At 62.7% G+C, this 25,545-nt stretch carries 26 protein-coding genes; 18 read left to right on the forward strand and 8 right to left on the reverse strand.

The features are described 5' to 3' along the window. The first annotated feature begins 9 nt into the window (after positions 1-9). A complete protein-coding gene (gene rsmA / locus HY921_04605) occupies positions 10-807 on the forward strand; it encodes a ribosomal RNA small subunit methyltransferase A (protein ID MBI5630149.1) in 798 nt (265 codons plus the stop codon). On the opposite strand, the gene HY921_04610 is transcribed toward rsmA, so the two are convergent. The 5 genes from HY921_04610 to HY921_04630 form a co-directional block, all read right to left on the reverse strand. After that, the gene (locus HY921_04610) at positions 753-1,277 is read right to left on the reverse strand and encodes a glutathione peroxidase (GenBank protein ID MBI5630150.1); all 525 of its coding nucleotides are present in this window, start codon (positions 1,275-1,277) and stop codon (positions 753-755) included. The two genes, rsmA and HY921_04610, sit on opposite strands and share 55 nt — an antisense overlap. Before the next feature lie 114 nt (positions 1,278-1,391). Continuing rightward, complete coding sequence (locus HY921_04615) at positions 1,392-3,284, reverse strand: cyclic nucleotide-binding domain-containing protein (GenBank protein ID MBI5630151.1); 1,893 nt, start codon at positions 3,282-3,284, stop codon at positions 1,392-1,394. 1 nt (position 3,285) lies between these two features. Next, positions 3,286-3,495 carry a hypothetical protein gene (locus HY921_04620; protein ID MBI5630152.1) on the reverse strand — a complete coding sequence of 70 codons (210 nt, stop codon included), beginning with the start codon at positions 3,493-3,495 and terminating at the stop codon, positions 3,286-3,288. Positions 3,496-3,652: 157 nt separating this feature from the next. Next, the gene (locus HY921_04625; GenBank protein ID MBI5630153.1) at positions 3,653-4,708 is read right to left on the reverse strand and encodes a polyprenyl synthetase family protein; all 1,056 of its coding nucleotides are present in this window, start codon (positions 4,706-4,708) and stop codon (positions 3,653-3,655) included. Positions 4,709-4,734: 26 nt separating this feature from the next. Beyond that, the gene (locus HY921_04630; GenBank protein MBI5630154.1) at positions 4,735-4,935 is read right to left on the reverse strand and encodes a hypothetical protein; all 201 of its coding nucleotides are present in this window, start codon (positions 4,933-4,935) and stop codon (positions 4,735-4,737) included. A gap of 138 nt (positions 4,936-5,073) precedes the next feature. On the opposite strand from HY921_04630, the gene HY921_04635 reads away from it, so the two are divergent. Continuing rightward, positions 5,074-6,306: an ABC transporter permease gene (locus HY921_04635; GenBank protein MBI5630155.1), complete on the forward strand. Its 1,233-nt coding sequence runs from the start codon at positions 5,074-5,076 to the stop codon at positions 6,304-6,306. After that, a complete protein-coding gene (locus HY921_04640; protein ID MBI5630156.1) occupies positions 6,303-6,965 on the forward strand; it encodes an ABC transporter ATP-binding protein in 663 nt (220 codons plus the stop codon). Before HY921_04635 ends, HY921_04640 begins: the two co-directional genes overlap by 4 nt. A gap of 119 nt (positions 6,966-7,084) precedes the next feature. On the opposite strand, the gene HY921_04645 is transcribed toward HY921_04640, so the two are convergent. Further along, a complete protein-coding gene (locus tag HY921_04645) occupies positions 7,085-7,255 on the reverse strand; it encodes a hypothetical protein (GenBank protein MBI5630157.1) in 171 nt (56 codons plus the stop codon). Between the two features lie 54 nt (positions 7,256-7,309). Here HY921_04645 and HY921_04650 point away from each other — a divergent pair, with 54 nt between their 5' ends. Further along, positions 7,310-7,519, forward strand: coding sequence for a hypothetical protein (locus HY921_04650; protein MBI5630158.1), 210 nt, complete (start codon positions 7,310-7,312; stop codon positions 7,517-7,519). A gap of 36 nt (positions 7,520-7,555) precedes the next feature. After that, positions 7,556-9,037, forward strand: a complete 1,482-nt coding sequence (locus HY921_04655) for a glycosyltransferase family 39 protein (protein ID MBI5630159.1) — start codon at positions 7,556-7,558, stop codon at positions 9,035-9,037. Here HY921_04655 and HY921_04660 read toward each other — a convergent pair. Then, positions 9,022-10,188: a hybrid sensor histidine kinase/response regulator gene (locus tag HY921_04660; GenBank protein MBI5630160.1), complete on the reverse strand. Its 1,167-nt coding sequence runs from the start codon at positions 10,186-10,188 to the stop codon at positions 9,022-9,024. The genes HY921_04655 and HY921_04660 overlap by 16 nt on opposite strands. A gap of 272 nt (positions 10,189-10,460) precedes the next feature. On the opposite strand from HY921_04660, the gene HY921_04665 reads away from it, so the two are divergent. Further along, positions 10,461-11,822 (forward strand): hypothetical protein, encoded by a 1,362-nt coding sequence (locus HY921_04665; protein MBI5630161.1) that lies wholly within the window; start codon positions 10,461-10,463, stop codon positions 11,820-11,822. Positions 11,823-11,964: 142 nt separating this feature from the next. Here HY921_04665 and HY921_04670 read toward each other — a convergent pair whose 3' ends face one another. Then, complete coding sequence (locus HY921_04670) at positions 11,965-12,951, reverse strand: glycosyltransferase family 9 protein (protein MBI5630162.1); 987 nt, start codon at positions 12,949-12,951, stop codon at positions 11,965-11,967. 48 nt (positions 12,952-12,999) lie between these two features. Here HY921_04670 and efp point away from each other — a divergent pair, with 48 nt between their 5' ends. Genes efp through HY921_04730 form a run of 12 tightly spaced genes read left to right on the forward strand, consistent with a single transcriptional unit; the run spans position 13,000 to position 25,510 of the window. After that, on the forward strand, positions 13,000-13,563 hold the full coding sequence (gene efp / locus HY921_04675) for an elongation factor P (protein ID MBI5630163.1): 564 nt from the start codon (positions 13,000-13,002) through the stop codon (positions 13,561-13,563). Between the two features lie 60 nt (positions 13,564-13,623). Further along, positions 13,624-14,310 carry an HAD-IA family hydrolase gene (locus HY921_04680; GenBank protein ID MBI5630164.1) on the forward strand — a complete coding sequence of 229 codons (687 nt, stop codon included), beginning with the start codon at positions 13,624-13,626 and terminating at the stop codon, positions 14,308-14,310. Continuing rightward, positions 14,307-15,875 carry a S8 family serine peptidase gene (locus HY921_04685; GenBank protein MBI5630165.1) on the forward strand — a complete coding sequence of 523 codons (1,569 nt, stop codon included), beginning with the start codon at positions 14,307-14,309 and terminating at the stop codon, positions 15,873-15,875. The genes HY921_04680 and HY921_04685 overlap by 4 nt, the downstream gene beginning before the upstream one ends. After that, positions 15,876-16,244, forward strand: coding sequence for a DUF192 domain-containing protein (locus HY921_04690; GenBank protein ID MBI5630166.1), 369 nt, complete (start codon positions 15,876-15,878; stop codon positions 16,242-16,244). Further along, positions 16,245-17,819, forward strand: coding sequence for a methylmalonyl-CoA mutase (locus HY921_04695; GenBank protein ID MBI5630167.1), 1,575 nt, complete (start codon positions 16,245-16,247; stop codon positions 17,817-17,819). After that, entirely contained in the window at positions 17,809-19,608 is a 1,800-nt protein-coding gene (tadA, locus tag HY921_04700) for a Flp pilus assembly complex ATPase component TadA (protein MBI5630168.1), read from the forward strand. The genes HY921_04695 and tadA overlap by 11 nt, the downstream gene beginning before the upstream one ends. Continuing rightward, the gene (locus HY921_04705; GenBank protein ID MBI5630169.1) at positions 19,605-20,702 is read left to right on the forward strand and encodes a GAF domain-containing protein; all 1,098 of its coding nucleotides are present in this window, start codon (positions 19,605-19,607) and stop codon (positions 20,700-20,702) included. The genes tadA and HY921_04705 overlap by 4 nt, the downstream gene beginning before the upstream one ends. Next, entirely contained in the window at positions 20,696-21,142 is a 447-nt protein-coding gene (locus tag HY921_04710; protein MBI5630170.1) for a cobalamin B12-binding domain-containing protein, read from the forward strand. Before HY921_04705 ends, HY921_04710 begins: the two co-directional genes overlap by 7 nt. After that, positions 21,117-22,064 carry a methylmalonyl Co-A mutase-associated GTPase MeaB gene (meaB, locus tag HY921_04715; GenBank protein ID MBI5630171.1) on the forward strand — a complete coding sequence of 316 codons (948 nt, stop codon included), beginning with the start codon at positions 21,117-21,119 and terminating at the stop codon, positions 22,062-22,064. The genes HY921_04710 and meaB overlap by 26 nt, the downstream gene beginning before the upstream one ends. After that, complete coding sequence (locus tag HY921_04720; GenBank protein ID MBI5630172.1) at positions 22,061-23,548, forward strand: serine hydrolase; 1,488 nt, start codon at positions 22,061-22,063, stop codon at positions 23,546-23,548. The genes meaB and HY921_04720 overlap by 4 nt, the downstream gene beginning before the upstream one ends. Further along, the gene (gene mce, locus HY921_04725; GenBank protein ID MBI5630173.1) at positions 23,538-23,933 is read left to right on the forward strand and encodes a methylmalonyl-CoA epimerase; all 396 of its coding nucleotides are present in this window, start codon (positions 23,538-23,540) and stop codon (positions 23,931-23,933) included. The genes HY921_04720 and mce overlap by 11 nt, the downstream gene beginning before the upstream one ends. Then, complete coding sequence (locus HY921_04730; GenBank protein ID MBI5630174.1) at positions 23,933-25,510, forward strand: acyl-CoA carboxylase subunit beta; 1,578 nt, start codon at positions 23,933-23,935, stop codon at positions 25,508-25,510. The genes mce and HY921_04730 overlap by 1 nt, the downstream gene beginning before the upstream one ends. Positions 25,511-25,545: the final 35 nt, after the last annotated feature.

A 25,545-nucleotide genomic window follows, 5' to 3' on the forward strand; every position in this document is an offset into this window, starting at 1 on the left:
AGAGCGCTGATGCCTGCGCGCCTGGGACAGCATTTCCTGGTCAGGGAGGACGTGCGCGACGCCATCGTCTCGGCCGCTGGGCTCCGGCCCGGGGAGAAGGTGCTCGAGATCGGCCCCGGACGCGGCATTCTGACCAGGGGCCTTCTCTCGGCCGGGGCCGAGGTGACGGCGGTCGAGATGGATGAACGCCTGGGCGAGAATCTCGTTTCGGTGCTGGGCGCCGAGACGAGATTGAGGCTTATCCAAAGAGATTTTTTGAAGTTGCCCCTTCAGTCGCTGGGACAAGGCCCCTTCAAGATCGTCGCCAATCTCCCCTATGCCGTGGCCACTCCCATACTCCAGAAGATACTGCCCTGGCCGCTCTGGACCCAAGCCATCCTCATGTTCCAAAAGGAGGTGGGCGAGCGCCTGGCGGCCGGGCCGGGCTCCGGCAAATACGGGCTCCTGACCTTGTCGGCCTGGGTTTACGCCGAGGTCGAGATGGTCCTGGACGTGCCGCGGGAGTGCTTCAGCCCCAAGCCCAAGGTTGAGTCCGCCGTCCTGCGCTTGACGCGCCGCGCCGAGCCCGAGGTCGCGGCTGATAAGCAGAAGTCTTTCTTCAAGACGGCCCGCGCCGCCTTCGAGCAGCGCCGCAAGATGGCCTCGGGGCCGATCGCCCGGGCGCTGGGGATTTCCCGCGAACAAGTGATTTCGGCGTTGGGGGGGCTGGGGATAGGCTCCTCGGCCCGGGCCGAGGAGATCGCGCCGGAGTCCTACAGGGCGCTTTCGGAGGCGCTGAGCCGAGCTTCGAGTAAAGACTCGATCTGACTCGTCACCGCCCGGCCGATGGGGGAGGCTTGCGGTCCGAAGCGGGCGACGACGCGGCCGTCGCGGCCCGCCAAGAATTTCGTGAAATTCCATGGGATATCGCCGTTATGCCCCGAGCGCGCGGTCAAGAATTCGTAGAGAGGGTGGATGCCCGGGCCCTTGACCGTTATTTTCGAGAATAGGTCGAAGCTCACTGCATAGCGCGTCCGGCAGAAGGCCTGGATTTCAGGGTCCGAGCCGGGCTCCTGCGCGCCGAACTCGTTGGCGGGAAAACCCAGAACGCGCAGGCCTCGGGCCTGGTAGCGCCGGTAGAGGGCTTCGAGCTCCTCGTACTGCGGTGTGAAGCCGCAGAGGGAGGCGGTGTTGACAAGCAGAAGCACTTGACCTTTGTACTGGGAGAGGCTCTTAGGCTGTCCCCCGATGGTTTTTACCTCGAAGCCGTAGATGGTTCCGGGCGGATCCTCGGTCATGTTTTTAACTCCTCTGCGTCCCAGCCTCCGGGCTTTCTCCAGGGCGGCGAACGCCAAAGACGCGAAAAACAACGCCGCCCTTTCTTTCAGCCGGGCCACGCCCTATTCTACGATTTAATTCGATGTGATTTGCGCCCAAATGCGGGACAGAAGAGCGGCCGTGCCGAGGGCGAAGAAGGCGGAACTCGCAAGATAGCATATCTCTGCCCGTCGCCTCTTGGCGTCTCTTAGCGCGCTGGGCAGCCCCTGCCCGAGCCAGGACCAGGCCTTGTGCCTCAGGTTGGGGTATTCTAGGTAGTCCATGAGCAGGTAATAGCCGTCGTACTCCAGGAAGGGATTGAGGTTCAAGAAGGCCGTGGAGTAGAGGCCCAAAGAGAAAATCCACAGCCCGGGGGCAAGTGCTGTCCCCGGCGACAGGCTTGCCGCGAGGGCGCAAAAGCCGGCCAGCACGATCTCGCTGTAAGGCCCCGAGAGGCTCACCGCCATGCGCGGCCATTTGGGTGCCAGCCACAGGTCCGAGGTGTCCACGAAGGCGATGGGTGTGATCCAGTACCAGCCCACCCCGGCTCGGGGGATTTCGCGCCCGAAGGCCTTTGCCGTGAAGGCGTGCCCCGCCTCGTGGATGATCACCGAGAGGAAATAGGCGGGGATGAGGGCAAGCCACAGATACCAGCCTCCCTTGAGCTCAACGAGGTCCTGCTGGACATCTGGAATATGGCGCCAAAATAGGGCCGCCCCGGCCAGAGCCACGATGAGGAGGAGGGCTTGCCCCGCCTTGGTGTAAAGCCATCGGACGGGGCCGCGGTGATAGAGCCTGGACAGTCGGGGATCGAGGTGGTTCAGGGAGACTCTCCAGTTCAGGGCCTTGGCGACCGCGGCAAGGAGGCGCGCAAGACTTCCCTCGGACGTGCCCAAGCTCAGCACGTCGGCGCGGAGCGCGCTCCCATCGAGGAATCCCTTGGCCGCCAGATCCGACATCACTCCGGCCACGAAGCCGGGGGCGAAGGATTGAAAGTGGGAGAAATGCTCCAAGGCGAGGTCCCTCAAGGTGTGCCGGCCATCGAGGCGATCCCAAATGAAGCGGCCGGCGGGGGAAAGTTGGAAATAGGAGCCGGTCGCGGGATTCTTCAAGATCGTGATGGCGTCGCCTTCCGACGAGGCCCGCTCGAAGACTTGGACGCGGGAGGCCTTCCTGGGGCGCTGCCTGAGGCTCACCGTCTCCATGAGCTGGACGGCGACGTCGGCGCTCTCGCCCATGGCCTTGAGAAGGTCCTCGCGGTGCAGGATCAGGAGCTCGCAGGGCTCCAGCGTTCTCACGGTTGCGCTGCGGGGGGACTCGCTCAAAAGCGCCATTTCCCCAAAAATCGAGCCCGTCCCGAGGGTGGCGAGCTTTCGCGCCGTGCCCTCGGGGCTCTCCTGGAGGGCTTCGACGCTTCCGGACTTGATCAAGTAGCAGCAGCGCCCTCCCTCCCCCTGGCGCACCACCGTGGTCTTGGCGTCGAGCAGGATGATCTTGAGACTGGCGACCAGCTTGCGGATCTGCCGGGCATCGAGGGGGGTGAAGGGCGTGGCTTGCTTCAAGAATTTCGCCAACCGCATTTCATCGGCGCTTTTCTGGAAAGCCTCGGCCATGGCCGGATGGGCCTTGAGGAGAGCCTTGAAATCAGCCGCCTTGAGGCTTAGGGCCTTGACCTCGCCCAGCGCCTTGACCGTGCTCTGCCGGAATCCCGATCCCACCAAGGCCAGTTCCCCGAATATTTCTCCAGGCGACAAGACGGCCAAGGGAATATCTCCGCGGGATCCGCGGGAGGCGGCTTCGGCCCTGCCCTCGAGAATCAGGTAGAGGCGGTCCGCGGCCGCGCCTTCCTTTAGAATTATGGCGTTCGGGGGAAAATGCTCCTCCCTCCAAAGAGGGGCGAGTGCCGTCAATGAGTCCTTGTCCAATGCAGAAAACGCCGGAATCCGGGCGAGCAAGGCCGCCCGCTGGGCGAGAGCGGATTCCGGCATCTTAAAGAGTGGGGACAGCTTTATTGGCGCGCGCTTTCAGCTCCTCATCGGGCAGGCTCCAATCTATTTGCTTGACCGCGCTCCACTCCTCGGAGCTTAAGTCCGCTCCGGTCTTGCGGATGGTGCTTTCCGGGTCCTTGCGCAGTTCCGCCCGGAAGTGGTCGTCGTGTATCCATCGGTCCAGAAGCTGCTCTATGGCTTGGCGGCTCATGTTTTCTCCATTTAACCCTCTATTTCAGAGCTTGTTGGCCCGAGCTCGCAATTCCTCATCTGGAAGGCTCCAGTTCACCCGGCGCAAGGCCTCCCATTCTTCGGCGGAAAGCTGCGCTCCGGAGTCACGGACGACCTTCTCCGGGTCCCTTCTCAGCTTAGCCCTGAACTGCGCATCGCTCATCCAAAGATCCAGCAGTTTTTCTACGGAAGCTCGGCTCATGGAAGACCTCCTGTCCCGGCGGCGTTGGCGCAGTCGCCCGCGGTTCGGCGAAAAAAGAGGCGCTGAGGATCAGCCGCTTGAGGCCTGCGGCCGCCGGGAGCTTCGGTTGGGCCCGCTCCAGGCAGGAAACGGCCTTTTGGCAGTGTATTTCCACCACGATGGCGCAAAGGCGCAGAGTTCCGTCTTGGATCAACTCCCGGCGCACGCGCTTGGCCGCGGAGGAGCTTGTCTTGGCCAGCTCCAATACCCGAAGAAACTTGCCGCGCTCGGCTCGGGGCAGGCGCTCCAGGTGCTTGGCGATTGGGTAGGTTCGAGTTCCATTGGCAAGATCGCGGCTGCGCCGGGCCTGGAACAGGTCATGGCAGTCGGAAGCCAACTGAATGGCGGTTCCCAATGAGCGGCCCATGTCCTCGTAGAGATCAACGGCGGACTCCGGGGCTTGAGCCATCAGAGCGCCCAGTCTTGAGAATAACGCCAATTCTTCTCCGGATTTCCCCGACACCGAGAGCTCTACGGCCGCACTGTCGGGATGACTGGAGCCGGCCGTGGACAGGTCCTCCTGTTGGCCCGCGCTCATGCGCAAAAGCCCCTGGGCCAGGGCCTTATGCATTCCGGCGAGGACCGCGGGGGGCGCCTTGATATCGGAGAGCGCCAATTGCGGAAGGCTCGAGAGGAAAGTGGCCGCCGCCAATTGCAGTTCCTGCGGGCGGAAACCCCGCCACGCGGCGGAAATATCGCCATCGGCCAAGTCGTCCAGGAGGTCTATGCCGGCATACAGCAAGGTGGTCGCAAGGCAAAGGCCAGAAGCCTCTTCCTCAAGTCCGCGCACTGCTCCGACTACCAGGCGAGGCATGACTATAAAGGGAAGACTCTCGGGATCGGCACTCTGGCGCTCGAGTCTGCGCAGCATCGCCGATAGCAGCTCTTTCTGGGCCTGGCTCTGCGCGCGCGCCGCTATGAAGCGCTTGGCGAGGGCGAAAACCTCTTGCATTAAGTCTGCTTGTGGCATATCTCCGGTCACATGCCGAAGTTTGCGCGGGTTTTCAACTGTTCATCGGGAAGGCTCCAATCAATGCGGCTTAAAGCCTGCAATTCCTCGGGGCTTAAGCTTGCTCCCGCCTTTTTGACGGTCCCTTGCGGGTCGGAGCGCAGCTCGGCCCGGAACTTCTCGTCGTTCATCCAGCGGTCCACCAGCTTTTCCACCGATTCTCGGCTCATTTGCACCTCCGCTCCCGCCGTTGGTTCGCCGCCACTGGCTGAGTATAGCCCCGGCTCTATTTTCTGTCAATGTCTGTCCGGTCACATGATTTAAATCGAAGGCTTGACGGCTCCGGGCGTTCGGCCTATACTTTCGCCGTGCTCCTCAAAATCGCCTGGCGCAACGTTTGGCGCAACAAGAGGCGTTCTTTGCTCACCTTGGCGGCCTCGAGTTTCGGGCTAGGCCTCTTCATCTTCCTTTTCGCCTTCAGCGACGGGATGCACGAGCAGCTGATCGCCAACGCGACCCGGACCTCTCTAGGGCACCTGCAGGTGTACGGCCGGGGCTACAGGGCCGACCCGGTCCTGGAGCGCGCGATCGCCAAGCCCGCGGAGCTGCGCGCGGCTCTCGCGGGAGTCCGGGGGCTGAGCCTCGTTTTGCCGCGCGTGGAAAGCTACGGCCTGGCCTCGTCGGCTTCGAACTCGGTCGGGGTCATGGTGGTTGGTGTGGATCCCGCGCTGGAGAAGCGGGCCACGAGGATTTCCAACACCATGGTCAAGGGTCTTTATCTTGGGCGAGATTCGGGTACGGTCGGGCAAATATTGATCGGCAAGGCCTTGGCCAAGCGGCTCAAGCTCGAGTTGGGGGACAAGATGGTCCTCTTGTCCCAGGCCGCGGACGGCTCCATGGCCAACGCCCTGTTCCGGGTGCGGGGGATTTACAAGACCGGGGCCGAGGCCGTGGATTTGGGGACGGCCTTCATCACCTTGGGCCGGGCCAAGGAATTCCTGGGCTTGGGGCAGGGGCTCACCTCCATGCTCCTGTTCGCGGGCGATTTGGGGGAAGTGGACCGCATCAAGGGCGAGCTTGGCCTGCGCCTGGAGCCCAAGGCCTATGAGGCCTTGTCCTGGAAGGATTTGGACCCGAGCCTCCTGCAGACGACCGAGCTTGACGACGCGATCAACCACGTCATTCTTTTGGTGGTGTTCATGATCGTGGCCTTGGGCATCGTCAACACCTTGCTGATGTCGGTTTTCGAGCGCACCCGCGAGTTCGGGGTGCTCTTGGCCATGGGCATGGAGCCCAAATCCGTTGTGGCCATGGTTTCTTTCGAGGCCGCGATTCTGGCGAGCCTGAGCCTGGCGGTCGGGACTAGTGTGGGGGTGATTTTGGCTCTGCACTTTGGGCGCCACGGCATCGACCTGAGCCGTTGGACGGAAGGGGTCTCGGTTTCGACCGCGTTCCTTGAGCCGATCCTCTATCCGAAGCTCAGGGCCTACTCGGTTCTCAAGTCCTGCCTGAGCGTGTTCCTCGTGACCATCGTCTCGGGCCTTTATCCCGCGTTCAAGGCCTCCCGACTCTCTCCGGTCAAGGCCCTGCGGCACTCATGATCCGGGCGAGCGGCCTTTCCAAGACCTACGATTCCGGCGTCCAGCCCGTGCGCGCGCTCCAGGATGTGAGCCTTGAGGTCGAGGCCGGGGAATTCCTGGCCATAGCTGGGCCCTCCGGTTCCGGAAAGAGCACCTTCTTGAATATCGTGGGCGGTCTTGACCGCCCGAGTTCGGGGAGTTTGCTTTTGGACGGCGTAGAATTGGGCGCGCTGGACGCGGCGGCTCTCTGCCGCCTGCGCCGAGAGAAGCTGGGGTTCGTGTTTCAGAGCTACAACTTGATTCCCGTGCTGACGGCCCGGGAGAACGTCGAGTTCGGCCTGATTTTGAGGGGGATCAACTCCGGAGAGGAAAGCCGCCGGGCCCGAGATGTTTTAGAGAAAGTGGGATTGGCCGCGATGTCTGAGAGGCGCCCGGCCGAGCTTTCAGGGGGCCAGCAGCAGCGGGTGGCCGTGGCTCGGGCGATCGCCGGCGGGCCGCGCCTGGTCATCGCCGACGAGCCCACCGCCAATCTCGATTCGTCCACGGCCCAGGAGCTGATGGCCCTTTTCGAGCAACTCAATCGGGATCAGGGAATCACCTTCCTGTTCTCAAGCCATGACCCGGAGGTGCTGCGCCGCGCAAGGCGAGTCGTCCATTTCAAAGACGGACAGGTCGTTTAGCGGGAAGGCTCTCCCAAGGCCTAGGGGCGATCTAGGCCTAAAGGCCCCTGACGAGAAAGGGACGGAGGCCTACAATAATTGGCGAGAGGTTTCTTGTGCAATGGAAATACTTTGGCCTATTATGTCTTCTCGCGGGCGTTCCTGCCGCGGCCGGGGCTTACCAGCTCCGGGGCGGCGCTGTCGAACAGCTCTACGGCCTTGCCCGAGATCCAGAGGGCGCCGGCCTGCTCATGGATAATTCTTCCAGGTTGGCGGGAGGCCCCGGGACGATCCCGGGCCGGGGTTCCCACTATTTCCCAGAATACCCCCCAAAAATTTACGTACCCTCCACGGCGGAACCCATCGTGGTGCCTGTTCACGAGCCGGATCGGGCATTGAAGAGTCCGCCCAAAAAGAGCGGGAACGGCGTGTTCGAGATACTAAAGACAGGTTTTCTTATGTTCTGGGGCACGATGTTCATGGCGGGCCTCGGCGCCGCGTTCGGTCCCGTGGGCGCCATCGTCGGAGCCTTGGCTGGGGCGACCGGCGCGTGGCTGCTCAAAGACCGCATTTAATTAAGGACCTGTCACCGAATTACGTATACTGTCGCATTGAAACGCAAGGCGGCGGTTTTCGCGGTCTTGGGCGCGCTGTACATCCTTTGCCGCAGGGCTTATTACGTCGGATTCTTCAACGACGACGCGTTCTACATCATAGGGGCGCGCTCCCTGCTCTCCGGCTCCTACTCCCAATTGAACGCCCCGGGAAGCCCGCCCTTGGCGAGCTATATGCCCGGCTATTCCATGATGCTCGCCCCTTTGGCGTGGCTTTTCCCAGGACGGCTTTGGCCCTTTCAATTCTTTTCGATGGGGCTGGTCTTGACTTCCCTATGGCTGCTCTGGGATTGCTTTTCCGGCTTCCTTGAGCCGCGAGAGCTTGCCGCGGCGACTTTCGTCTCGGGCCTGAGCCCGCTATTTCTGAGCATGTCCGGAACGGTCTTATCGGAAATCCCCTTCCTGTTCCTTACCGCCGTGATCTTCTCCATTGCTCGCCGGAAGTGGGAATCCCGCTCCCCTGGATTCTGGGCCTGGTTCGCGCTGCTGATGGGTTTCGCCTGCTTGGTGAGGCCGACGGGACTGGCCTTGGTGGCCGGCGTGGTAGTAGCCCTGGCCCTCGAGGCCAGGGCCAGAGAGAGTTTTTTCTGTCTCTGCCTTGGCCTTGCGCCCTTCCTCTTGTTCTTGGCGCGCAACGCTCATCTTACCGGAAGAGGGCTTCTCTACTTCACCGAGTTCGCGGCCTCGGCCCGAGGGGCCGAGGGGCTGGCCTCTTTCTGGACCATTTTCAAGGCGAATCTCGCCTTTTACGGCAAATTCCTGTTCGTCACCACTATGTTTCGCTGGCCCTGGGTTTGGGGCTGGCTTGAGGCTGCGACCATCGGGACCGGCGCGGCCTTGGCGGCCTTGGGCGCCAAGGCCTGGGCGAAGTCCGGATGGAGGAGATTCGCGGGGCTTTATCTCCTTTTCTTCTTTACGGCGCATCTATTTTGGAGCAAGCAGGCGGGGCGCTACCTGTTCCCGGTCATCCCCTTTGCCGCGGTTTTTCTTATTAAGGGCGCCGGGGATACCGGCGCCCGGTTTGGCCGAGGAGGCGCGGCCGCGTTTGCGGCCGCGATCGTGAGCCTGGCCCTGGCTATGGCGCCGGCCCGGCGCATCGCCGCGGCCTCCTTATTATGGGAGCGCAGTCCCGTCAATACCCCGCCGGAGAGGACTTTGGATTGGATCGCCCGGCGCACGGCTCCGGGCGACATCTTCGCGGCCGAGCTTGACGGGCGCTTTTATCTCCTCTCGGGAAGGCAAGTCCTGCATTGGCCCCGGCTGGAGGACTCCCGGAGTTTGCACTATTGGCTCAAATCGAACGGCGCGCGCTACGCGGCCGTTTTCCCGGCCGAGTTCATCATGCGCACGCGCTCGGGCCGGACCGCCCACGATCCCATGTCGTTGGAGGACTTGAACAGGATGTTCTCGGACGCCAGCCGCTACGAGAAGGTCTTCGAGGACGCCGGGGAGGGGACCGCGATTTACTGCGTCAAGTGACGTGGATGGCGCAGGGGGCGGGGCTCGCGATCCTGGGCCAAGGGGATGGTAAAGTAGAACGAGGCTCCCATGCCGGGGCGGCTTTCCACCCAGATTTTTCCGTCGTGCATCTCCACCAGGCCCTTGGAAATCTCAAGACCTAGGCCCAGGCCTTTGTGATTCAGGCGAGTCCCCTCGGCTTGGTAGAAGCGCTCGAAAAGCCGCTCGGTCTCTGCGGGGTCTATCCCGACTCCGGTGTCCTGCACGCAGAATCGGGCGCAGTCCTCGAGGCTTTTCAGAGAAATCCGCACTTTCCCACCGGAGGGCGTGAATTTTAGGGCGTTGCCGAGGAGATTGAGCAATATCTGGGTAAGCCGGTGTTTGTCCGCCTCGATGAAAAGCTCCTCGTCTCCGGTCTCGCAGGAAAGCTCGATCCCCTTCTTCGCGGCCTCCAGGCGCAGGTTCTCCACGGCCTCCGAGGCCGCTTCCCGGGCCGAGAGCCTGGATTTGGACAAGGTCACCTTGCGCGCTGAGACCCGGGTGGACTCCATGAGATCATCAAGGAGGCGGTTCAAGTGCTGGGCGTTGCTGTAGATGGACTGCAGGCCCTTGCGCAGCTCCTCTGGCTTGTAGGACTCTCCCCCGCGCTTGAGAAGCAGGGCCGAGTAGCCGGAGACCACGGATAGCGGATTCTTGAGCTCGTGGGACACGTCCTGCAGGGCGCGGGATTTCACGTCGAGCTGGGCTTCCAGCTTCTCGAGCTCGGCGGTCTTTTGGACCAAGGAGACCTTGAGGTGGTAGTGCTCGACGGCGCGCCCGACAGCGGCCGCGAGCTCCTCGGGAGGGCAGGGCTTGAGGAGATAGTCGTAGGCGCCTTCCCTAAGAGCCTGGAGAGCCGAGCTCACCGAGCTATGCCCGGTGAGGACTATCCCCACGGCCAGGGAGTCGATCTTTCGCGCCTCGTCCAGGACGTCGAGGCCCGAGGCTCCGGGCAGGCGCAGATCGGCCAGGATCACGGCGAAGCTGCGGCGGCGCAGGAGCTCCTGGCTTTCCATGAGTGAGGCGGCGGTCTCCACATCGTAGCCGGCCGACTCCAGGGCGGTCTGGACGTAGAAGAGGAACTCCTCGTCGTCGTCCACCACCAGCGCGCATTTGGGCATCTCAGGCATCATCTTGAAAGTAGTGTAGGGCGCCCCGCGGGGAGGGGGGAGGGTCTTTTGGTCCGTATGGCCTAGGCCTTTAGGCCTAGGCCAGGATAGGCCTAGTGCTGGGATTCTTTCGTACCCTAGGTCTCTGGCGCCTTGGGAGCGGGTCTTGTAGGATAAACGAGTGTTCCGGTTGAGTCTCTCCCTTTTGTTTGTCTGCGTTCCCACTTCCCGCGCGGCTTTCCCGATCCGCGTCGCGGCACCCCGGACGGGGGAGGCCAGACCCGTCGTTCCGGCCCATGGCCATCCGCGGGCACTTCCAGACGCCCGGGCTCAGCGTTTCTGTGTCCTCCGTCTTGTCGCGTTTGGCGAAGTTTCTCGCCCCGGACCTCGAAGGCCGCGAGGCCGAGGCGCGAGGCATGCTGGGCGTGCTCGAGATGGCCTTGGAGCAGTCCGGCTGGAGCCTGAATAGATTCCTCTCCACGCGCGATCCTCGGGCGCGCTCCTTGGCCCTGGCCGCGGCCTCTGAAACGGCCTTGGATCTGGTCAAGGCCAGGTTTGGCGCGTTCGAGAGCAAAGTAAGCCAGGGGAAAGTTCCCCAGGCCCAATGGAGCTCGGAGGCCGCGCGCGTGCGCGACCTTGTTCCGATCATGGCCATCCTGGAGCCGAACCAAAAAGAGCTGGACGATTTTATTTCACGTTGTGAAAAGATCACGAATAAAGTCGCGGTTCCGCCGGCCGCGGCAAAGAAGGCCGAGGCGCTGGCCGAGGCCGTGAAGGAGGATCTGCTGGGCAGTAGGGTCCTTGTGTCTGCGGTCGCGGCAGCAGCGGATCCGGAAGAAAAAGAGACGCTGGAAGCTCAAGCAGAGGTTCTTCTCCAGGCCCTTTCGGTGGAGCAGGAGGAGGACCGGCGTGAAGTCTTGAGGGAACTTAAGGAAATCGCTCTGACCCGGCGAGATTTGCGCGTTATGGTCCTGCAGGGGCTGACGAGCTATTTGCACGACCAGAAGTCCTGGAGCGTGGCCAACGAGGACGGGAGCGACTCCTTGGAGGGATTGGTTCTCCAGGCCGTGGCTGAGATCGCTCAAAAGAGCGCCGATTCCCGGGAGCGGGGCCTGGCCATGGTCCTTCTCATGCGCGAGGCCAACCGGCGCAACCACGACTCGCCGGGCCCCATCCTGGGGGCTGTCAATGCCATCAGGCAAAGCGCCCCCAAGCCTCCCCGGCTGCCGGGTGCGCCATTGCCATGGGAACGGGCTATTAAGGAACACAAAACCGGTGCCTTTTTCTCGGGGTCGGCGCTCGCGGCAGGCTTGTTTTTCGTCGCTCAGTCAGTTACAAGCCCCATCATTTTTACTCCCTTGATCGGTTTGATGTTGTTTGTCGTAGCCTTGAAGGGGCTCAAAACCGACCATCCCTGGGCCGGATTCATGCACACGGCGATGCTGACCGGTTTCTGGATCCATGTCTCGCGGACCTTGATGTCGGACGGCTTCATACTTCTCGACCACCCCGTCGCTTTCGCCGCGGTGATTGGCTGGTGCTTCTACATCGGGCTCATGGCTCTCGGCATTGCCCTGTGGGGCCTCAAGGCCTTGCGCAGCCCATGGTGGGGGCTGCTCTTCAACCTCGCCTTCCTGTCCTGGATATTCCTGTTGTAGTGCTCTGACCGCCGAAAAGTTATCCACAAAAATTTCCCGGGAAGTTTTTGTGGATAACTGCGACGCCGCAGTCTGCCAAAGTCGGGCCCCCGCTCTATGGAGGAGCTGTCTGCGATTGTTCGGCGCTCAGAGAACTAAGGCCCTAAGGTAAAAGGGCCTTAATCCCGGCATAGGCCGCGGCCACGGGGATGTCGCGGCAGGATTGCCATGACTGCGAGACTACTCCATGGTGGATGGGGGAGCTCGGGCGCCAGACCGCGTCGGTGTAGCCCGAATAGAAGCCGAAGGTCGGGACACCGAGGGCGGCGGCGAGATGTGTGGTCCCCGTGATGTTGAGGACGCATAGGTCCATTTCCCTCATCCAGGCTCCGGTCACCCCTATGGGGCGGGGGGATAGAATCGGGACCGGGGCCGCGAGTCGGGAGACGATGCCGCTTACCGGCTTTTCCTCGCCCGGGCCCGCCATGTAGAAAAGCTGGACCCCAAAGTGCTCCGCCAGAAGATTCGTCAACTCCACGAATTTTTCTTCCGGCCAGCGGTTGTCGAATTTCTTGAAGTTTCCGGGATGCACCGCGATCTTGAAGGCGCTCTCACGCGGGCGCGTCTCCTCCAGAATGCGCCGGGCCTCTTCCTCGTGCGTGGGCTCCAATCTAATCTCGAGCCTGGGCTCGTAGGCGATCCCAAAAGATTTCGCCAGGCGCGCGTAGCGCTCGAGCATGGGCTCTCGCTCTCCTGGGGAAGCTATTTGATGGGAAAATACGCGGTCCCAACGGCCTTTTCTAAAGGAGACCTTGACTTGAGCCGGGATAAGCGCGGCCAAGGCGGCGGACCTGCGGGAAAACGAGGGGTTCAGGTCTAGTAGTAAATCGCATGGCGTCCTCAAGCTTCGAAGGAGCTTGAGATGGGAGAGGAATTTCTGGGGAGCGCGCTCCAGAAGCAGTATCTCGTCCACCCAAGGGACAAGCCGAGCCGTTTCCTCGCTCGAGTTCGGGACCACCAGCCTGATCCGTGCCTGGGGACGGGCCCGGCGTAGGGCCCTCAGAAACGCCGTGCTGACGAGCAGATCCCCGATCCGGCCTATGAGCAGGACCGTCACGTTGGGTGCGGCGGGGAGGTCGAAAATCGGCACGATGAAATATTGTAACATTTATAATAATTTCAGCTTTCCGGAGGGCGCATGATCAGCACGTCGGATTTCCACAACGGCTTGGTCTTCGAGGACGAGGGCCAGTTCCTCGAGATCTTGTCCTACCAACACCACCGCAAATCCCAGTCGGCCGCGGTGTACCGCACCGTGCTTCGGTCCTTGAGCACGGGCAACGTCATGGAACGCTCCTACGCCTCGGGCACCAAGTTCCGCGAGGTCCCCGTCACCAAGCGCGAGATGGCCTACATCTACGATGAGGGAGCCGGCGCCGTGTTCATGGACAACGAGAACTACGAGCAGGTGACCTTCGCCAAGGAGAAGTTGGGCCCCCAGGCCAAGTTCCTGCAGGGGAACATGCAGGTGCTGGGAGTCTGCGTGGACGGCAAGCTCACCAATATCGAGCTTCCCCCGAACGTGGTCCTCTCCGTGACTTCCACGGTGCCGGGAATCAAGGGCGACTCCGTCTCCAACATGATGAAGCCGGCCACTCTCGAGACGGGCTTGGAGATCCAGGTGCCCCTGTTCATTAAGGAGGGGGATAATATCCGGGTGGACACCAGAACGAGCTCGTACGTGGAGAGGGCGAGGGAATAATATAACGGATACGGCCAAGCCCCCCCATGCTGCGCGCCTCCCGTGGGGAGGCTTGCGACTATGATCAAAGCCGTTATTTTTGACATCGACAACACCCTCACCGACTTCATGAAAATGAAGCGGGCGGCCATCGATTCCGCGGTGGAGGGGATGATGGACGCGGGGCTTAAAATCGAGAAGGAGAAAATGGTCGAGAAGATATTCGATCTCTATTGGCAGGACGGGGTCGAGGACCAAAACATCTTCGACAAGATATTGAAGAAGGAATTCGGCCGCATAGACTACAAGATACTGGCCGCCGGGATCATCGGCTACCGCCGGGCCAAGGCCGGGACCATGGCGCTCTACCCCCACGTGAGCCTCGCCTTGACCCAGCTCATGAAGATGGGGATCCGCTGCGTGGTGGTCTCCGATGCTCCCAAGCTCGCGGTTTGGCTGCGCATCGTGGGCCTGGGCCTGCACAACTATTTCGACGAGGTGATCACCTCCGAGGACACCGGGGTCAAGAAGCCCGCCCCGGAGCCTTTCCGCCGCGCCCTCAAGGTCCTCGGCACCAAGCCCGAGGAGACCCTCATGGTGGGCGACTGGGCCGAGCGCGACATGACCGGGGCCAAGAACCTCGGCATCCGCACGGCCTGGGCCAAGTACGGCGACACCTTTGACACCAAGGACTCCGGCGCCGAGTTCGAGCTCGACGACATCAGCGAGCTCGTGGACATCATCCGCAAGGAAAACCAGGCCGGGTGAGGACGCTCGCCCTAATTTTCTGCCTCGGCGTCCTGACGGCGGACTCCGCCCTGGCCCTCAAGATCGAGAGGCTGGCGGGGGCCTCGGCCAAGGACAGGGTCCTAGAGGTGGTGGCCGAGGAGCTTCTGGTCAAGTTCGCAAGCCCCACCGCTTCCGCCGAGAAGGCCCGGATACTCGCCGCCGCCGGGGCCGAGGTGAAGGCGGAGCTCGAGTCCATCGGTTGGACCGTGGTCAAGTTCCAGGCGGGAACGCCGGTCTCGGCCGCCTTGCGCGCGGCCAAGAATCTCCCCCGGGTGGAAGCCGTTTCGCCCCACCGGGTGTACCGCCCTAGCCGCGCGCCCAACGATGCCTTGGTCAACGCCCAGTACGCTCTGGCCCAGATCAACGCCTTCGCGGGCTGGGAGTTCGAGGTGGGAAACACCGCGGCCGTGACCGTGGCCGTGATCGACTCCGGGATAGACGGGACCCAGCCCGAGCTGTCGGGCAAGCTCGTGGCGGGGGCCAGCCGCTTCTGCGACCCGAGCGGGCTCCCGGGCTGTGTGGCCAACAACCCTCCCACGCCCGCCTGCAACCACGCCACCCGCGTGGCCGGGATCGCGGCAGCTTCCTCGGACAACGGCTCCTCGATCGCGGGACTCTCCTGGGGGGCGGGCCTCGTCTCCCTCAAGGTTTTCGCCGACGCCGACTGCGCGGCGGGGTTTCCCGAGTGCTCGGCCGGGGCCTGCGTCACCGCCGACAACGGGATCATCAACGCCCTCAACTACGCCCGGGGCATCCAGGACGGGGCCGGGGTGGGCAAGGTCGTGGTCAACTTGAGCCTGGGCGGAGCCGGGGCCTGCGCTGCCCCTCTGCAGGCCGCCGTCACCAACGCGGTGAACGCCGGTGTTGTGGTCGTGGCCGCGGCGGGGAACTCCGGGGGGGCGGTGGAATCCCCGGCCAATTGCGCGGGAGTGATTCCGGTGGGCGCCACGGACTCCGGCAACGGCGTGGCTTATTTTTCCTCGCGGGGGGCGGAGCTCTCGGCCGGGGGCGTGGTGGCTCCCGGGGTAAGCGTACTCACCACTGACTTGAACGCGGCCTCTGCATCCGCCTCCGGCACCTCGTTTGCCTCCCCCCACGTGGCGGGCCTGGCGGCCCTCATTCTCTCGGCTAAATCCGGCATGACCCCGGCCCAGGTCCAGAGCGTTATCCGCGGGGGAGCCGATAATATCGGAGATAGTGCCTCAGCTCAGGGCGCGGGCCGGGTCAACGCCTTCCGGGCTCTCCGCCTGGCCGTCAACGGCACCTTGGCGGGCTCTGCCGGGGAGACCAAGGCCATAGCCTTCCCCAACCCCTTCCGGGTCTCCCGCCACGGCCGGCTTTCCTTCAGCATCCCGCCGAGCCTGCAGGGCGCGCAGGCCAAGATAAAAATCTACACCGCCAGCTACGAACTGGTGCGCGAGCTTACCGGCCTTTCCTGGAACGGCTTGAATGAAAACGGCCAGGCCGCGGCCAGCGGGTCCTATATTTTTCTGATTTCGACCGAGAAGGGAACGGGCTCCGGCCGGTTCTCGGTGATCAATTGAATGGCCGGGCCATTTTTTGTAGCCTTTAACCGGACACGGGGGTTCGAGATCGCGTGCAAGGTGGAGAAGGCCGAGGATTACGAGTCGCGAAGCCGCGGGCTCTTGGGCCGGGAGAGGCTCGAGCCTGCGGGGGGCCTTTGGATCCATCCCTGCCCCATGATACACACGTTTTTCATGAAATTTCCCATTGACGTTCTGTTTCTCGACAAGGGCATGACGGTGGTTCGCGTCCTGGAGAATCTTAAGCCCTGGCGGCTGTCCCCGTGGGTGCTGTCGGCCCGCAGCGTCTTGGAGCTGCGGGCGGGCAGTTTGGGAGGCCGGACGTTTCCGGGCGACCAGGTGGAGTTGGTGTCGGAGTTGGTGCCGTAAATGGAAGAGAATTTATTCCGTACCCCTTCCGGCGTCGATATTCAACGCTACTACGGCCCGGAAAACTCTCCCAGCCCGGACTTTCCGGGAAAGCCCGGACGATATCCCTATACCCGGGGCATCCAGAGGACCATGTACCGCGGCCGGCTCTGGACCATGCGCCAGTACGCGGGTTATGGCACGGCCAAAGAGACCAACGAGCGCTTCCGCTGGCTCCTGTCCCAGGGTCAAACCGGGCTTTCCACCGCCTTCGACCTTCCCACCCAGATGGGGCTCGACGCGGACGATCCCCGCGCCCGGGGGGAGGTCGGGCGGGTGGGTGTGCACGTCGGGACTTTGGCGGACATGGAGCAGCTCTTCGATTCCATTCCCCTGGACCAGGTCTCGACTTCTCTTACCATCAACGCCACGGCCGCCGTCATCCTCGCTTTCTACGTTGCCGCGGCCAAGCGCCGGGGCGTCGAGCCCAGGCTCCTGCGGGGCACGCTTCAGAACGACATTTTGAAGGAGTTCCTGGCCCGCGGCACCCAGATATACCCCGTGGGGCCGAGCCTGAGGCTCGCCGTGGACGTCATGGAGTACTCCTTCAAGAACCTGCCCAACTTCCATCCCGTTTCCATCTCAGGCTACCATATCCGTGAGGCGGGCTCTGACGCGGTGCAGGAGATATCCTTCACCTTCGCCAACGCTGAGATCTACTTGAAGGAGATCCTGGCCCGCGGCGTCGGCGTGGACGAGTGTGGGCCCAGGCTCGCCTTCTTTTTCGGCTGCCACAACCATTTCTTGGAGGAGATCGCCAAGTTCCGCGCGGCCCGGCGGGTTTGGGCCACAGTGATGCGGGAGGATTACTCGGCCCAGGACCCTAAGAGCCTCTCTTTGCGCTTTCACGTCCAGACCTGCGGCTCCACCTTGACGAGCGCGCAGCCGCGCAACAACGTGGTCCGGGTGGCTTTGCAGGCCATGGCCGCGGCCTTGGGGGGAGCTCAATCCCTGCACACCAACGCCTACGACGAGGCCTTGGCCTTGCCTACCCAGGAGTCGGCGGAGCTTGCCTTGAGAACCCAGCAGATCTTGGCGCATGAGACTGGGGTAGCCGACACGGTGGACCCGGTGGGCGGCGCCTTCGCGGTGGAATCGCTCACCGCGGAGCTCGAGAAGCGGATTTTGGAGAGCTTGGGCCGGATCCGCCAGCAAGGCGGCATTCGTGGCCTGATCGAGAGCGGCCAGGCCCAGTCCGAGATACAGGAAAGGGCCTACCAGTACCAGCGCGGGTTGGAGTCCGGGGCGCGCAGGATCGTGGGAGTCAACTGCCTGCAGTCGTCGGAGCCAAGAAAATGTTTGGCGACTCTGAAAGTGCCGCCGGGCGTCGAGCGCGAGCAGTTGAAGAAGCTCAAGAAATTCAAGGAGCGCCGGGACCGGTCCTGCGTCCGTCGCGCTCTTGAAAACTTGTCCGAGGCCGCCGCTTCCAAGGAAAATCTCTTCCCCGTCATTTTGAGCTGCGTAGAATCCTCGGCTACGCTAGGGGAAATCTGCGGCGTTCTGCGCCGCCAATTCGGAGAGCATCATGCCCGTTAGAGGCCTGCAGAGGCGCAAGAATGCCAACGAGATTCTGGCGGGGCGCGAACTCCTCTCGGCCGACCAGGCCAAGGAAGTCGAGGCGCACTGCCGCAAGACCAACGCGCTCTTCCAGCAGGCGGTCCTGGATTTGAATTTCCTCGGCAAGCCCCAGCTTCTCAAGTGCCTGGCCGAGGAGTGGCAGGTCAAGGCCGTGGACTTGAACCAAATGGACGTGGAGATCGAAATCGCCAAGATCATCCCCGAGGCGGTGGCCCGCAGGCACCTGGCCATTCCCTTCGCCAAGGAGGAGAACGCGCTCTTCATCGCCATGGCCGATCCCCTGGATTTCTTCGTCTCGGAGGACATCCAGCTGCGCACGGGCCTCGAGATCAAGCCTTATCTGGCCATGCCCAACGACATTCTCGCGGCCCTGAACGGCGCCTACGGCCGTGGGGAGGGCGACGCCATGAACCGCCTCATCGCCGAGGTGGTCAAGAAGGACGGGGAGGACGCGGCCGAGGGCCAGATGGAGCTCGTGCCGGAGCAGGCCAAGACCGACATCACCGAGGTCGACGCCACCGCGCCGGAGGTCGAGAAGCTCGTCAACGCCGTCATTTTGGGAGCGCTTTCCATGAAGGCCTCCGACATCCACATCGAGCCCTTCGAGGACGCTCTGGGCAAGAACTCCAAGATTTTGCTCCGCTACCGCGTGGACGGGCGCCTTCTGCCCGGACCCTTCGAGGTCCCCTGGAGCTACCGCAACGCGGTCGCGGCCAAGATCAAGATCATGACCAACTCCATGAACATCACGGAGCGGCGCATCCCGCAGTCGGGGCGCATCCATATCCTGGCCCAGGGCAACCCCATCGAGTTCCGCGTGGAGATGGTTCCCACCGTCTATGGGGAGTCATGCGTCATGCGCATACTCGACCGTAAATCCGTTCAGGTGGATATTCTAAAGATGGGGTTCATGAAGGACACTCAGGAGAGATTCTTGAGCCTCTTAAGGGGCATCGGGGGAAAGAAGAACTTCGGCCTGATCCTGGTCTGCGGTCCCACGGGCTCGGGTAAATCCACGACGCTTTACGCCGCGCTGAACCGCGTCAACCGCCCCGACATCAAGATTCTTACCGCCGAGAACCCGGTGGAATACAATCTCGACGGCATCGTCCAGGTTCCGGTCAACCCGGACCTTAAGCTCGGGGAAAATAAGAAGTTCGACTTCGCCGCGGCCCTGCGCTCCTTCCTGCGCCTGGACCCCGACGTCATCATGGTGGGCGAGATCCGAGACGAGGAGACGGCCCATATTGCCATGGAGGCAGCCATGACCGGCCACTTGGTTTTCTCCACGATCCACACCAACGACGCCTCCTCCGCGATCTCTCGCTTGACCGACATGGGGATACCCTCCTTCATGGTGGCGACCACCATCAAGGCGATCCTGGCCCAGCGCCTCTCTCGCCGCCTCTGCCCGGACTGCAAGATCCCCCATGAGCCGACTCCCGAGGAGGTCCAGATTTTCAAGGAGAACAAGGTCGTTATCCCCGCCGGGGCGAAGATCTTCGGCCCGCCCAAGGAGGGGGGCTGCTCCTCCTGCAAGAATCTGGGCTACAAGGGCCGGGTGGGTCTGCACGAGCTCTTGGTCATGTCGGACTCCTTGCGGACCCTCTGCCTCAAGGAGGTCGCGGCTGATCCAGTCCGGGATATGGCCATGAAGGAGGGGATGCGCCTTATCGTCCAAGACGGGCTCGAGAAGGTCTTGATGGGGCTCACCACGGTGCGCGAGGTCCTGGGAGGCGCTGAATGACGGCCCCAAACGGGAGCAAGGCGGCGGACATGGACCTGGGGCTGGCCCTTGAGCTCTTTTCGATCGCTGGAAGCCTGAACTCCACCGTAGACCTCGATTTCCTCCTCCAGAAGATCGGCATGGCCGCCGAACGGCTCCTCGATTGCGAGGCCAGCGCCATCATGCTCGTCAGCGACGACAGGAAGAGCCTGTATTTCAAGGTCGCCTCGGGGGATAAGGCCAAGGCATTGAAGACCATGACCTTGCCCTTCGGCCACGGCATCGCGGGCTGGGTGGCCCAGCATCAGAAGCCGGAGCTCGTCAACGACTGCGCCTCGGACCCGCGCTTCGCGGGGAAATTCGACAAGGCTTCGGGTTTCATCACTAGATCGCTTCTCTGCGTGCCCATGCTCTACCGCGGGGAGCTCGTCGGCGTGGTCGAGGTCCTGAACAAGAGGCGCGGGCAGTTCGCGGAGAAGGAGATTGGCCTGCTTTCGAGCTTGGCCAGCCTCGCGTCGGTCGCCATCACCAACGCCAAGATCATATCGGAGCAGAAAAACTTTTTCTCGCACATCATCGAGGTCCTGGTGGACGTCATCGAGGTATCGAAACCGGCCATGGGAGAACACCCGATGCGCTCGGCCAGGCTTGCCTGCGCCATCGGCCGCTTTCTCGGGGTGGACGATTACCAGTACCGCATGCTCTATTACGCGGGAATACTCCACGACCTCGGCTACACCGCCTACAAGAACCCCCGGGTCCTGGCCGAGGTCGGGGTCTCTAGCGCCGCAGAGGAGCTTCATCCCCTCCTCTCGGTCAAGATGCTCGAGGGGGTCAAGATGCTGGAGGGGGCCCTCCCCATGATCCGCCATCACCACGAACGCTTCGACGGGTCGGGCTTTCCGGGCAAGCTCTGGGGGGAGGAGATTCCTCTCGGCGCCCGCATCCTGGGGCTCGTGGAGAGCGTGGAGGAGATGCGCATGATGGGGCTCAAGGGGGCGGAGCTGCGGGAGCGCGCCCTTCAGGAGGCCAAGAAGGGGGCGGGGACGCGCTTTGATCCCGCGGTCGTCGAGGCCTTCGTCGAGCTCATGAAAAATCAGGAGGCGGCATGGTAGTTTCCGCGAGTCCCTACCGAGTCCTCATCGCAAAGCCGGGTCTCGACGGACACGACCGCGGGGCCAAGGTGATCGTGCGCGCCTTGAGGGACGCGGGCTTCGAGGTCATTTACACGGGAATACGCCAGACCCCGGAAATGATCGCGCAGGCCGCCATGCAGGAGGACGTGGACGCGGTGGGTCTTTCCCTTCTTTCGGGGGCCCACATGACGCTTTTCCCGCAGGTGACCGCCCGTCTCAAGGAGCTCGGCCTCAAGGACGTGCTTGTTTTCGGTGGGGGCATCATTCCGGACGAGGATGTCCCGCTTCTCAAGAAAAAGGGAATCTGCCAGGTTTTCGGCCCTGGCACGCCTCTTTCCGCGATCGTGGAGTACCTTAAGCAAAATCTTTCTCCCCAAGAGGCTCCGCCGGCACGTGGCGCGAAAAGGCGAGCGAGGTGACCTGGCGGCGGGCGTCGGGAGAGGCGACCCAGCCTCGGTTTCGCGGGCTCTCTCACGGGTCATAGACGAGGCTCCGGACTCTGATTCCCTGATCCGGACTTTTTTCCCGAAGTCCGGGACGGCCCAGAAGATCGGGATCTGCGGGCCGCCGGGAACGGGCAAGTCCTCGCTCACCAGCCGCCTGGTCTCTCACTGGCGCAAGCGGGGCCTCAAGGTCGGCATTCTCGCGGTGGATCCCTCGAGCCCCATCACCGGGGGGGCGTTCCTTGGAGACCGCCTGCGCATCCAGGAGCACGCTATGGACTCCGGTGTGTTCATCCGGAGCCTGGCCTCGCGCGGCATGGTGGGGGGGGTTTCCCACACGATTTTCGGCGCGATCCATGTCCTCGAGGCCGCGGGATTCCATAAAATCATCATAGAGACCGTCGGCACCGGGCAGGACGAGGTGGAAATCGCCAAGGTAGCCGACACCGTTCTGTATTTGACCGTGCCCCACATGGGAGACGAGATCCAGGCCATGAAGGCCGGGATCATGGAGATCGGGGATCTATTCATCGTCAACAAGGCGGATTTGCCGGGAATAGACAAGGCCGTGAGCGACCTCAGCGCGGCCCTTGGCCTGGGAAGAGCCGCCGGGGCCTGCTCGGACGGCTGGGAAACGCCGGTGCTCTCGACGTCGGCTCTCACCGGTACCGGGGTCGAGGAATTGGGCCGCGCCATCGAGGCGCATTGGAGGCACTTGCAAGAGAGTCCCGCCGGCCGCCGGCGCCTCAAGGAGCAGCACCGCGAGGAGCTCTCTCTCTACATCTCGCGCCGGATCTTCAAGAGCGCTCTCGACCGCATCTCCGAGAAGCACTTGGAGGCGCTGGTCGAGCACAAGACCGACCCCGTGACCTTGGGGCTCGAGATTTTGGGGAAATGAATAAGCTCTTCCAGCTTCGCCGCAGGACTGCAGCCGGCCGCGGGACTGCAGCCGGCCGCGCGACTGTGGGCGACCATAGCCGCAGCGGTTATCCCCACAAACTTCGCGGGAAAGTTTTGTGGATAACTTCCGTCTTGGCGATCGTCGCCTCTCTGGTATATCCGGCGTGGTCCTTGGGCGCCGCGGCGGCAGGGTCGGACCAGGCCTTCGCGCGGGCGCTTCAAGGCATCCGAGCCCAGGCTCTGGGCTCCGGGCCGGGGCTCTCCCTGTATGTCGCGCAAGAGGGCGCGCTCCTTCGGAGCGCCCGACAGGTGTCCGGGAAATTCGCGCCGAATCCGGAGGGGCTCGAGGATATACTGGATCCCAGCCTTCTTGCTATTCTGCCGGCCGAGAAATTCCGGGAATTATTCCGGGAGTACTACTTAAAGCACGGCAGGGCCGTGTCCGTTTTCTTGGCTTCCAAGGAGAATGAATTTTTGGGGAGCGCCGTGCTCTCGTTCGAGAGAGGCGTTTTCATCAAGATCACTTTGCAAGTCTCGCCCCGGACGGGCAAGATCACCGGCCTCCGCCTGGGGGAGCCCGTCAGGTCTTACGGCTCCATCCAGGGCGTTGTGGACGAGATGAAAAAATTTCCCGGTTCCGCGGGTTTGAGCCTCACCTGGCTTGGCCCCGCGTCCGAGGTCTTGTACTACTTGAACCCGGACGCGGCTTTGGCCTTGGGCTCTACGTTCAAGCTTTATATCCTGGCTCTCTTGGTCGAGGACCGCAGACCCTGGGACGAGGTGCTGAGAATACGCGAGGACTTGAAGTCGCTTCCCTCCGGGAAGCTCCAGGCTTGGCCGGCGGGGTCTCCCATCACGGTGCACACCTTGGCCTCGCTCATGATTTCCATCAGCGACAACACGGCCACGGACCATCTATTGGACTACGTCGGCCGCCATCGGGTGGAAGCCATGCTCTGGAAGCTTGGCAACAGAAATTTTTACCGTTCCATCCCATTTCTGTCAACTTTGGAGATGTTCAAGCTTAAAAGCCGGCCGGAGTTTATGAGGCGCTACCTCGAAGCCGACGAGGCCGGCAAGCGCGGGATATTGGGCGAGCTCAAGACTCTTGGGCGTGAGGGTTTGGGCTGGTCCAAGCCCACGGCGGTGGACAGCATTGAATGGTTCGCCTCTCCCTCGGACCTTTGCCGCTTGATGGACCATTTCCACGTATCGGGCCGTTATGAAGAGGCCCTTAAGATCATGGCGATCAACCCCGGCTTGGACGTCCCCAGAGAGATTTTCCCCTACGCCGGCTATAAAGGGGGCTCCGAGCCCGGCGTGATCAATATGACGTGGTTGTTGAGGAGTAAAGGTCCTCAGGCTTTCTGCCTGAGCGCCGGGTGGAATAATTCTTCGGCTGCGTTGGATGATGAGCGGTTTGTCGGGCTGATGCAAGCTCTTATTTATCATCTGGCTAGCGAGGTCGGCCGTGAACATTGACCACGTCGGCATAGCGGTGGCGTCCATCGAAGAGGCGCTGCCCTTCTACCGAGAGGCCTTGGGCCTCGAGGTCAGCCACCGCGAAGAGGTGGCTGCGCAGGGCGTGACGGTGGCATTTCTCCAGGCCGGGGAGACCGCCCTCGAGCTTCTGGAGCCGCTGGGAGAAGGCGGGGCCGTCGCCAAGTTCCTCAAAACCCGGGGTCCGGGACTTCACCATGTGGCCTTCAAGGCCCCGGGGCTCAAGGATCAAATGGCGCGCCTGGCCCTGAAAGGCCTGCCCGCCTTGGAGCCGGAGCCCCGCCCCGGCGCCCGCGGGCATCGGGTCTGCTTTCTTCACCCAAAACACGCCCACGGGGTCCTAGTCGAGCTCGTGGAGGAGGCCTGATGGCCGAGAACCGCAAGACGTCCAAGCCCCTTCTGTCCGGAAAGACCCGGGACCTGAAGGCCCGCCAAAGCCGGGCCATGGCCGGGGGAAGCCCCGACAAGGAGAAGGCCCAGAAGGAGCAGGGCAAGCTTCTGGCCCGGGAGCGCATCGAGCTTCTCGTGGATGACGACAGCTTCGAGGAGGTGGACCTGCTCGTCGAGAAGCGCTGTCGGGAGTTAGGCCTGGAGGGCAAGTACCTGCCGGCCGACGGGGTGGTGACGGGGTTTGCCCGCATCAACGGCCGCAACGTCTGCCTCTACTCCCAGGACTTTACGGTGATGGGGGGGTCTTTGGGGCTGGCCCACGCCATGAAGATATGCAAGCTCATGGATATGGCGGTCTCGGCCAAGGTTCCGGTGATCGGGCTATGCGATTCCGGGGGGGCGCGCATCCAGGAGGGGGTGGAGTCTTTGGGCGGCTACGCCGAGATATTCTACCGCAACGTCCAGGCCTCCGGCCTCGTCCCCCAGATATCGGCGATCCTAGGTCCCTGCGCCGGTGGGGCCGTGTATTCGCCGGCCCTCACCGATTTCGTGTACATGGTCGAGGGCTCGAGCCATATGTTCATCACCGGCCCTGAGGTGATAAAATCCGCGACTGGAGAAACCTGCGATTTCGAGTCTTTGGGGGGGGCCCAGACCCACTCCGCCAAGTCCGGGGTTTGCCATTTCATGGCGGGCTCGGAGCAGGACTGCTTCCGGCAGATCCGCGAGCTCTTGGAGTACCTGCCCCAGAACTGCTCGGAGGCTCCCAAGGCCGTCATCCCCTCCGATGACCCCCGCCGCAAGAGCGAGTTCCTGCAGGGCCTCTCCGAGGCCGATCCCAAGAAGCCCTACCGCGTGCATGAGGTCATCTGGGAGATCGCCGATGGGCATCAGTTTCTCGAGGTGCACCGGCAGTTCGCCAAGAACATCGTGGCGGGGTTCATCCGTTTGAACGGTGAGTCGGTCGGGGTCGTGGCCAACAACTCCTCGGTGCTCTCCGGCGCTCTCGACATCGATGCCAGCGAAAAGGGGGCGCGCTTCGTGCGCTTCTGCGATGCCTTCAACATCCCCATCCTCACCTTGGTGGACGTGCCCGGCTATTGGCCGGGCCTGGAGCAGGAGCACGACGGCATCATCCGCAAGGGGGCCAAGCTCCTCTACGCCTACTGCCAGGCCACGGTCCCCAAGGTGACGGTCATTTTGAGGAAGGCCTACGGGGGGGCCTACGACGTGATGAGCTCCAAGCACATCCGCGGGGACTTGAACTTCGCTTGGCCCTGCGCCGAGATCGCGGTGATGGGGCCCCAGGGGGCGGTGGACATTCTGTTTAAGCGCGAGATCAAGGCGGCCAAGGACCCGGCCAAGCGGCGGCAGGAGCTCATAGACGATTACGCCAGGAATTTTGCCTCGCCTTACCAGGCCGCCCAGCGCGGCTACATAGACGAGGTCATCGAGGCCGGCGAGACCCGAGCCAAGGCGGTCAAGGCCTTCCAGTTTTTAAGAAGCAAAAAAATAGAGAGAATCCCAAAAAAACACGGAAATATTCCGTTATAGGCGAGCTCGCCAATTTGGCGCTAGCGTCTTATAGG

Source organism: Elusimicrobiota bacterium, assembly GCA_016218575.1.
Taxonomy (GTDB): domain Bacteria; phylum Elusimicrobiota; class Elusimicrobia; order UBA1565; family UBA9628; genus JACRDN01.

Bases quoted from the DNA above. Each gene is read 5' to 3' on its own strand.
- HY921_04625 (MBI5630153.1), bottom strand. From the start codon at position 4,708: ATGCAAGAGGTTTTCGCCCTCGCCAAGCGCTTCATAGCGGCGCGCGCG.
- HY921_04705 (MBI5630169.1), top strand. From the start codon at position 19,605: ATGACGGCCCCAAACGGGAGCAAGGCGGCGGACATGGACCTGGGGCTG.
- HY921_04710 (MBI5630170.1), top strand. From the start codon at position 20,696: ATGGTAGTTTCCGCGAGTCCCTACCGAGTCCTCATCGCAAAGCCGGGT.
- HY921_04730 (MBI5630174.1), top strand. From the start codon at position 23,933: ATGGCCGAGAACCGCAAGACGTCCAAGCCCCTTCTGTCCGGAAAGACC.
- HY921_04610 (MBI5630150.1), bottom strand. From the start codon at position 1,277: ATGACCGAGGATCCGCCCGGAACCATCTACGGCTTCGAGGTAAAAACC.
- HY921_04660 (MBI5630160.1), bottom strand. From the start codon at position 10,188: ATGATGCCTGAGATGCCCAAATGCGCGCTGGTGGTGGACGACGACGAG.
- HY921_04630 (MBI5630154.1), bottom strand. From the start codon at position 4,935: ATGAGCCGAGAATCGGTGGAAAAGCTGGTGGACCGCTGGATGAACGAC.
- HY921_04620 (MBI5630152.1), bottom strand. From the start codon at position 3,495: ATGAGCCGCCAAGCCATAGAGCAGCTTCTGGACCGATGGATACACGAC.
- HY921_04695 (MBI5630167.1), top strand. From the start codon at position 16,245: ATGGAAGAGAATTTATTCCGTACCCCTTCCGGCGTCGATATTCAACGC.
- tadA (MBI5630168.1), top strand. From the start codon at position 17,809: ATGCCCGTTAGAGGCCTGCAGAGGCGCAAGAATGCCAACGAGATTCTG.
- HY921_04615 (MBI5630151.1), bottom strand. From the start codon at position 3,284: ATGCCGGAATCCGCTCTCGCCCAGCGGGCGGCCTTGCTCGCCCGGATT.
- HY921_04665 (MBI5630161.1), top strand. From the start codon at position 10,461: ATGGCCATCCGCGGGCACTTCCAGACGCCCGGGCTCAGCGTTTCTGTG.
- efp (MBI5630163.1), top strand. From the start codon at position 13,000: ATGATCAGCACGTCGGATTTCCACAACGGCTTGGTCTTCGAGGACGAG.
- HY921_04680 (MBI5630164.1), top strand. From the start codon at position 13,624: ATGATCAAAGCCGTTATTTTTGACATCGACAACACCCTCACCGACTTC.
- HY921_04640 (MBI5630156.1), top strand. From the start codon at position 6,303: ATGATCCGGGCGAGCGGCCTTTCCAAGACCTACGATTCCGGCGTCCAG.
- HY921_04720 (MBI5630172.1), top strand. From the start codon at position 22,061: ATGAATAAGCTCTTCCAGCTTCGCCGCAGGACTGCAGCCGGCCGCGGG.
- rsmA (MBI5630149.1), top strand. From the start codon at position 10: ATGCCTGCGCGCCTGGGACAGCATTTCCTGGTCAGGGAGGACGTGCGC.
- HY921_04690 (MBI5630166.1), top strand. From the start codon at position 15,876: ATGGCCGGGCCATTTTTTGTAGCCTTTAACCGGACACGGGGGTTCGAG.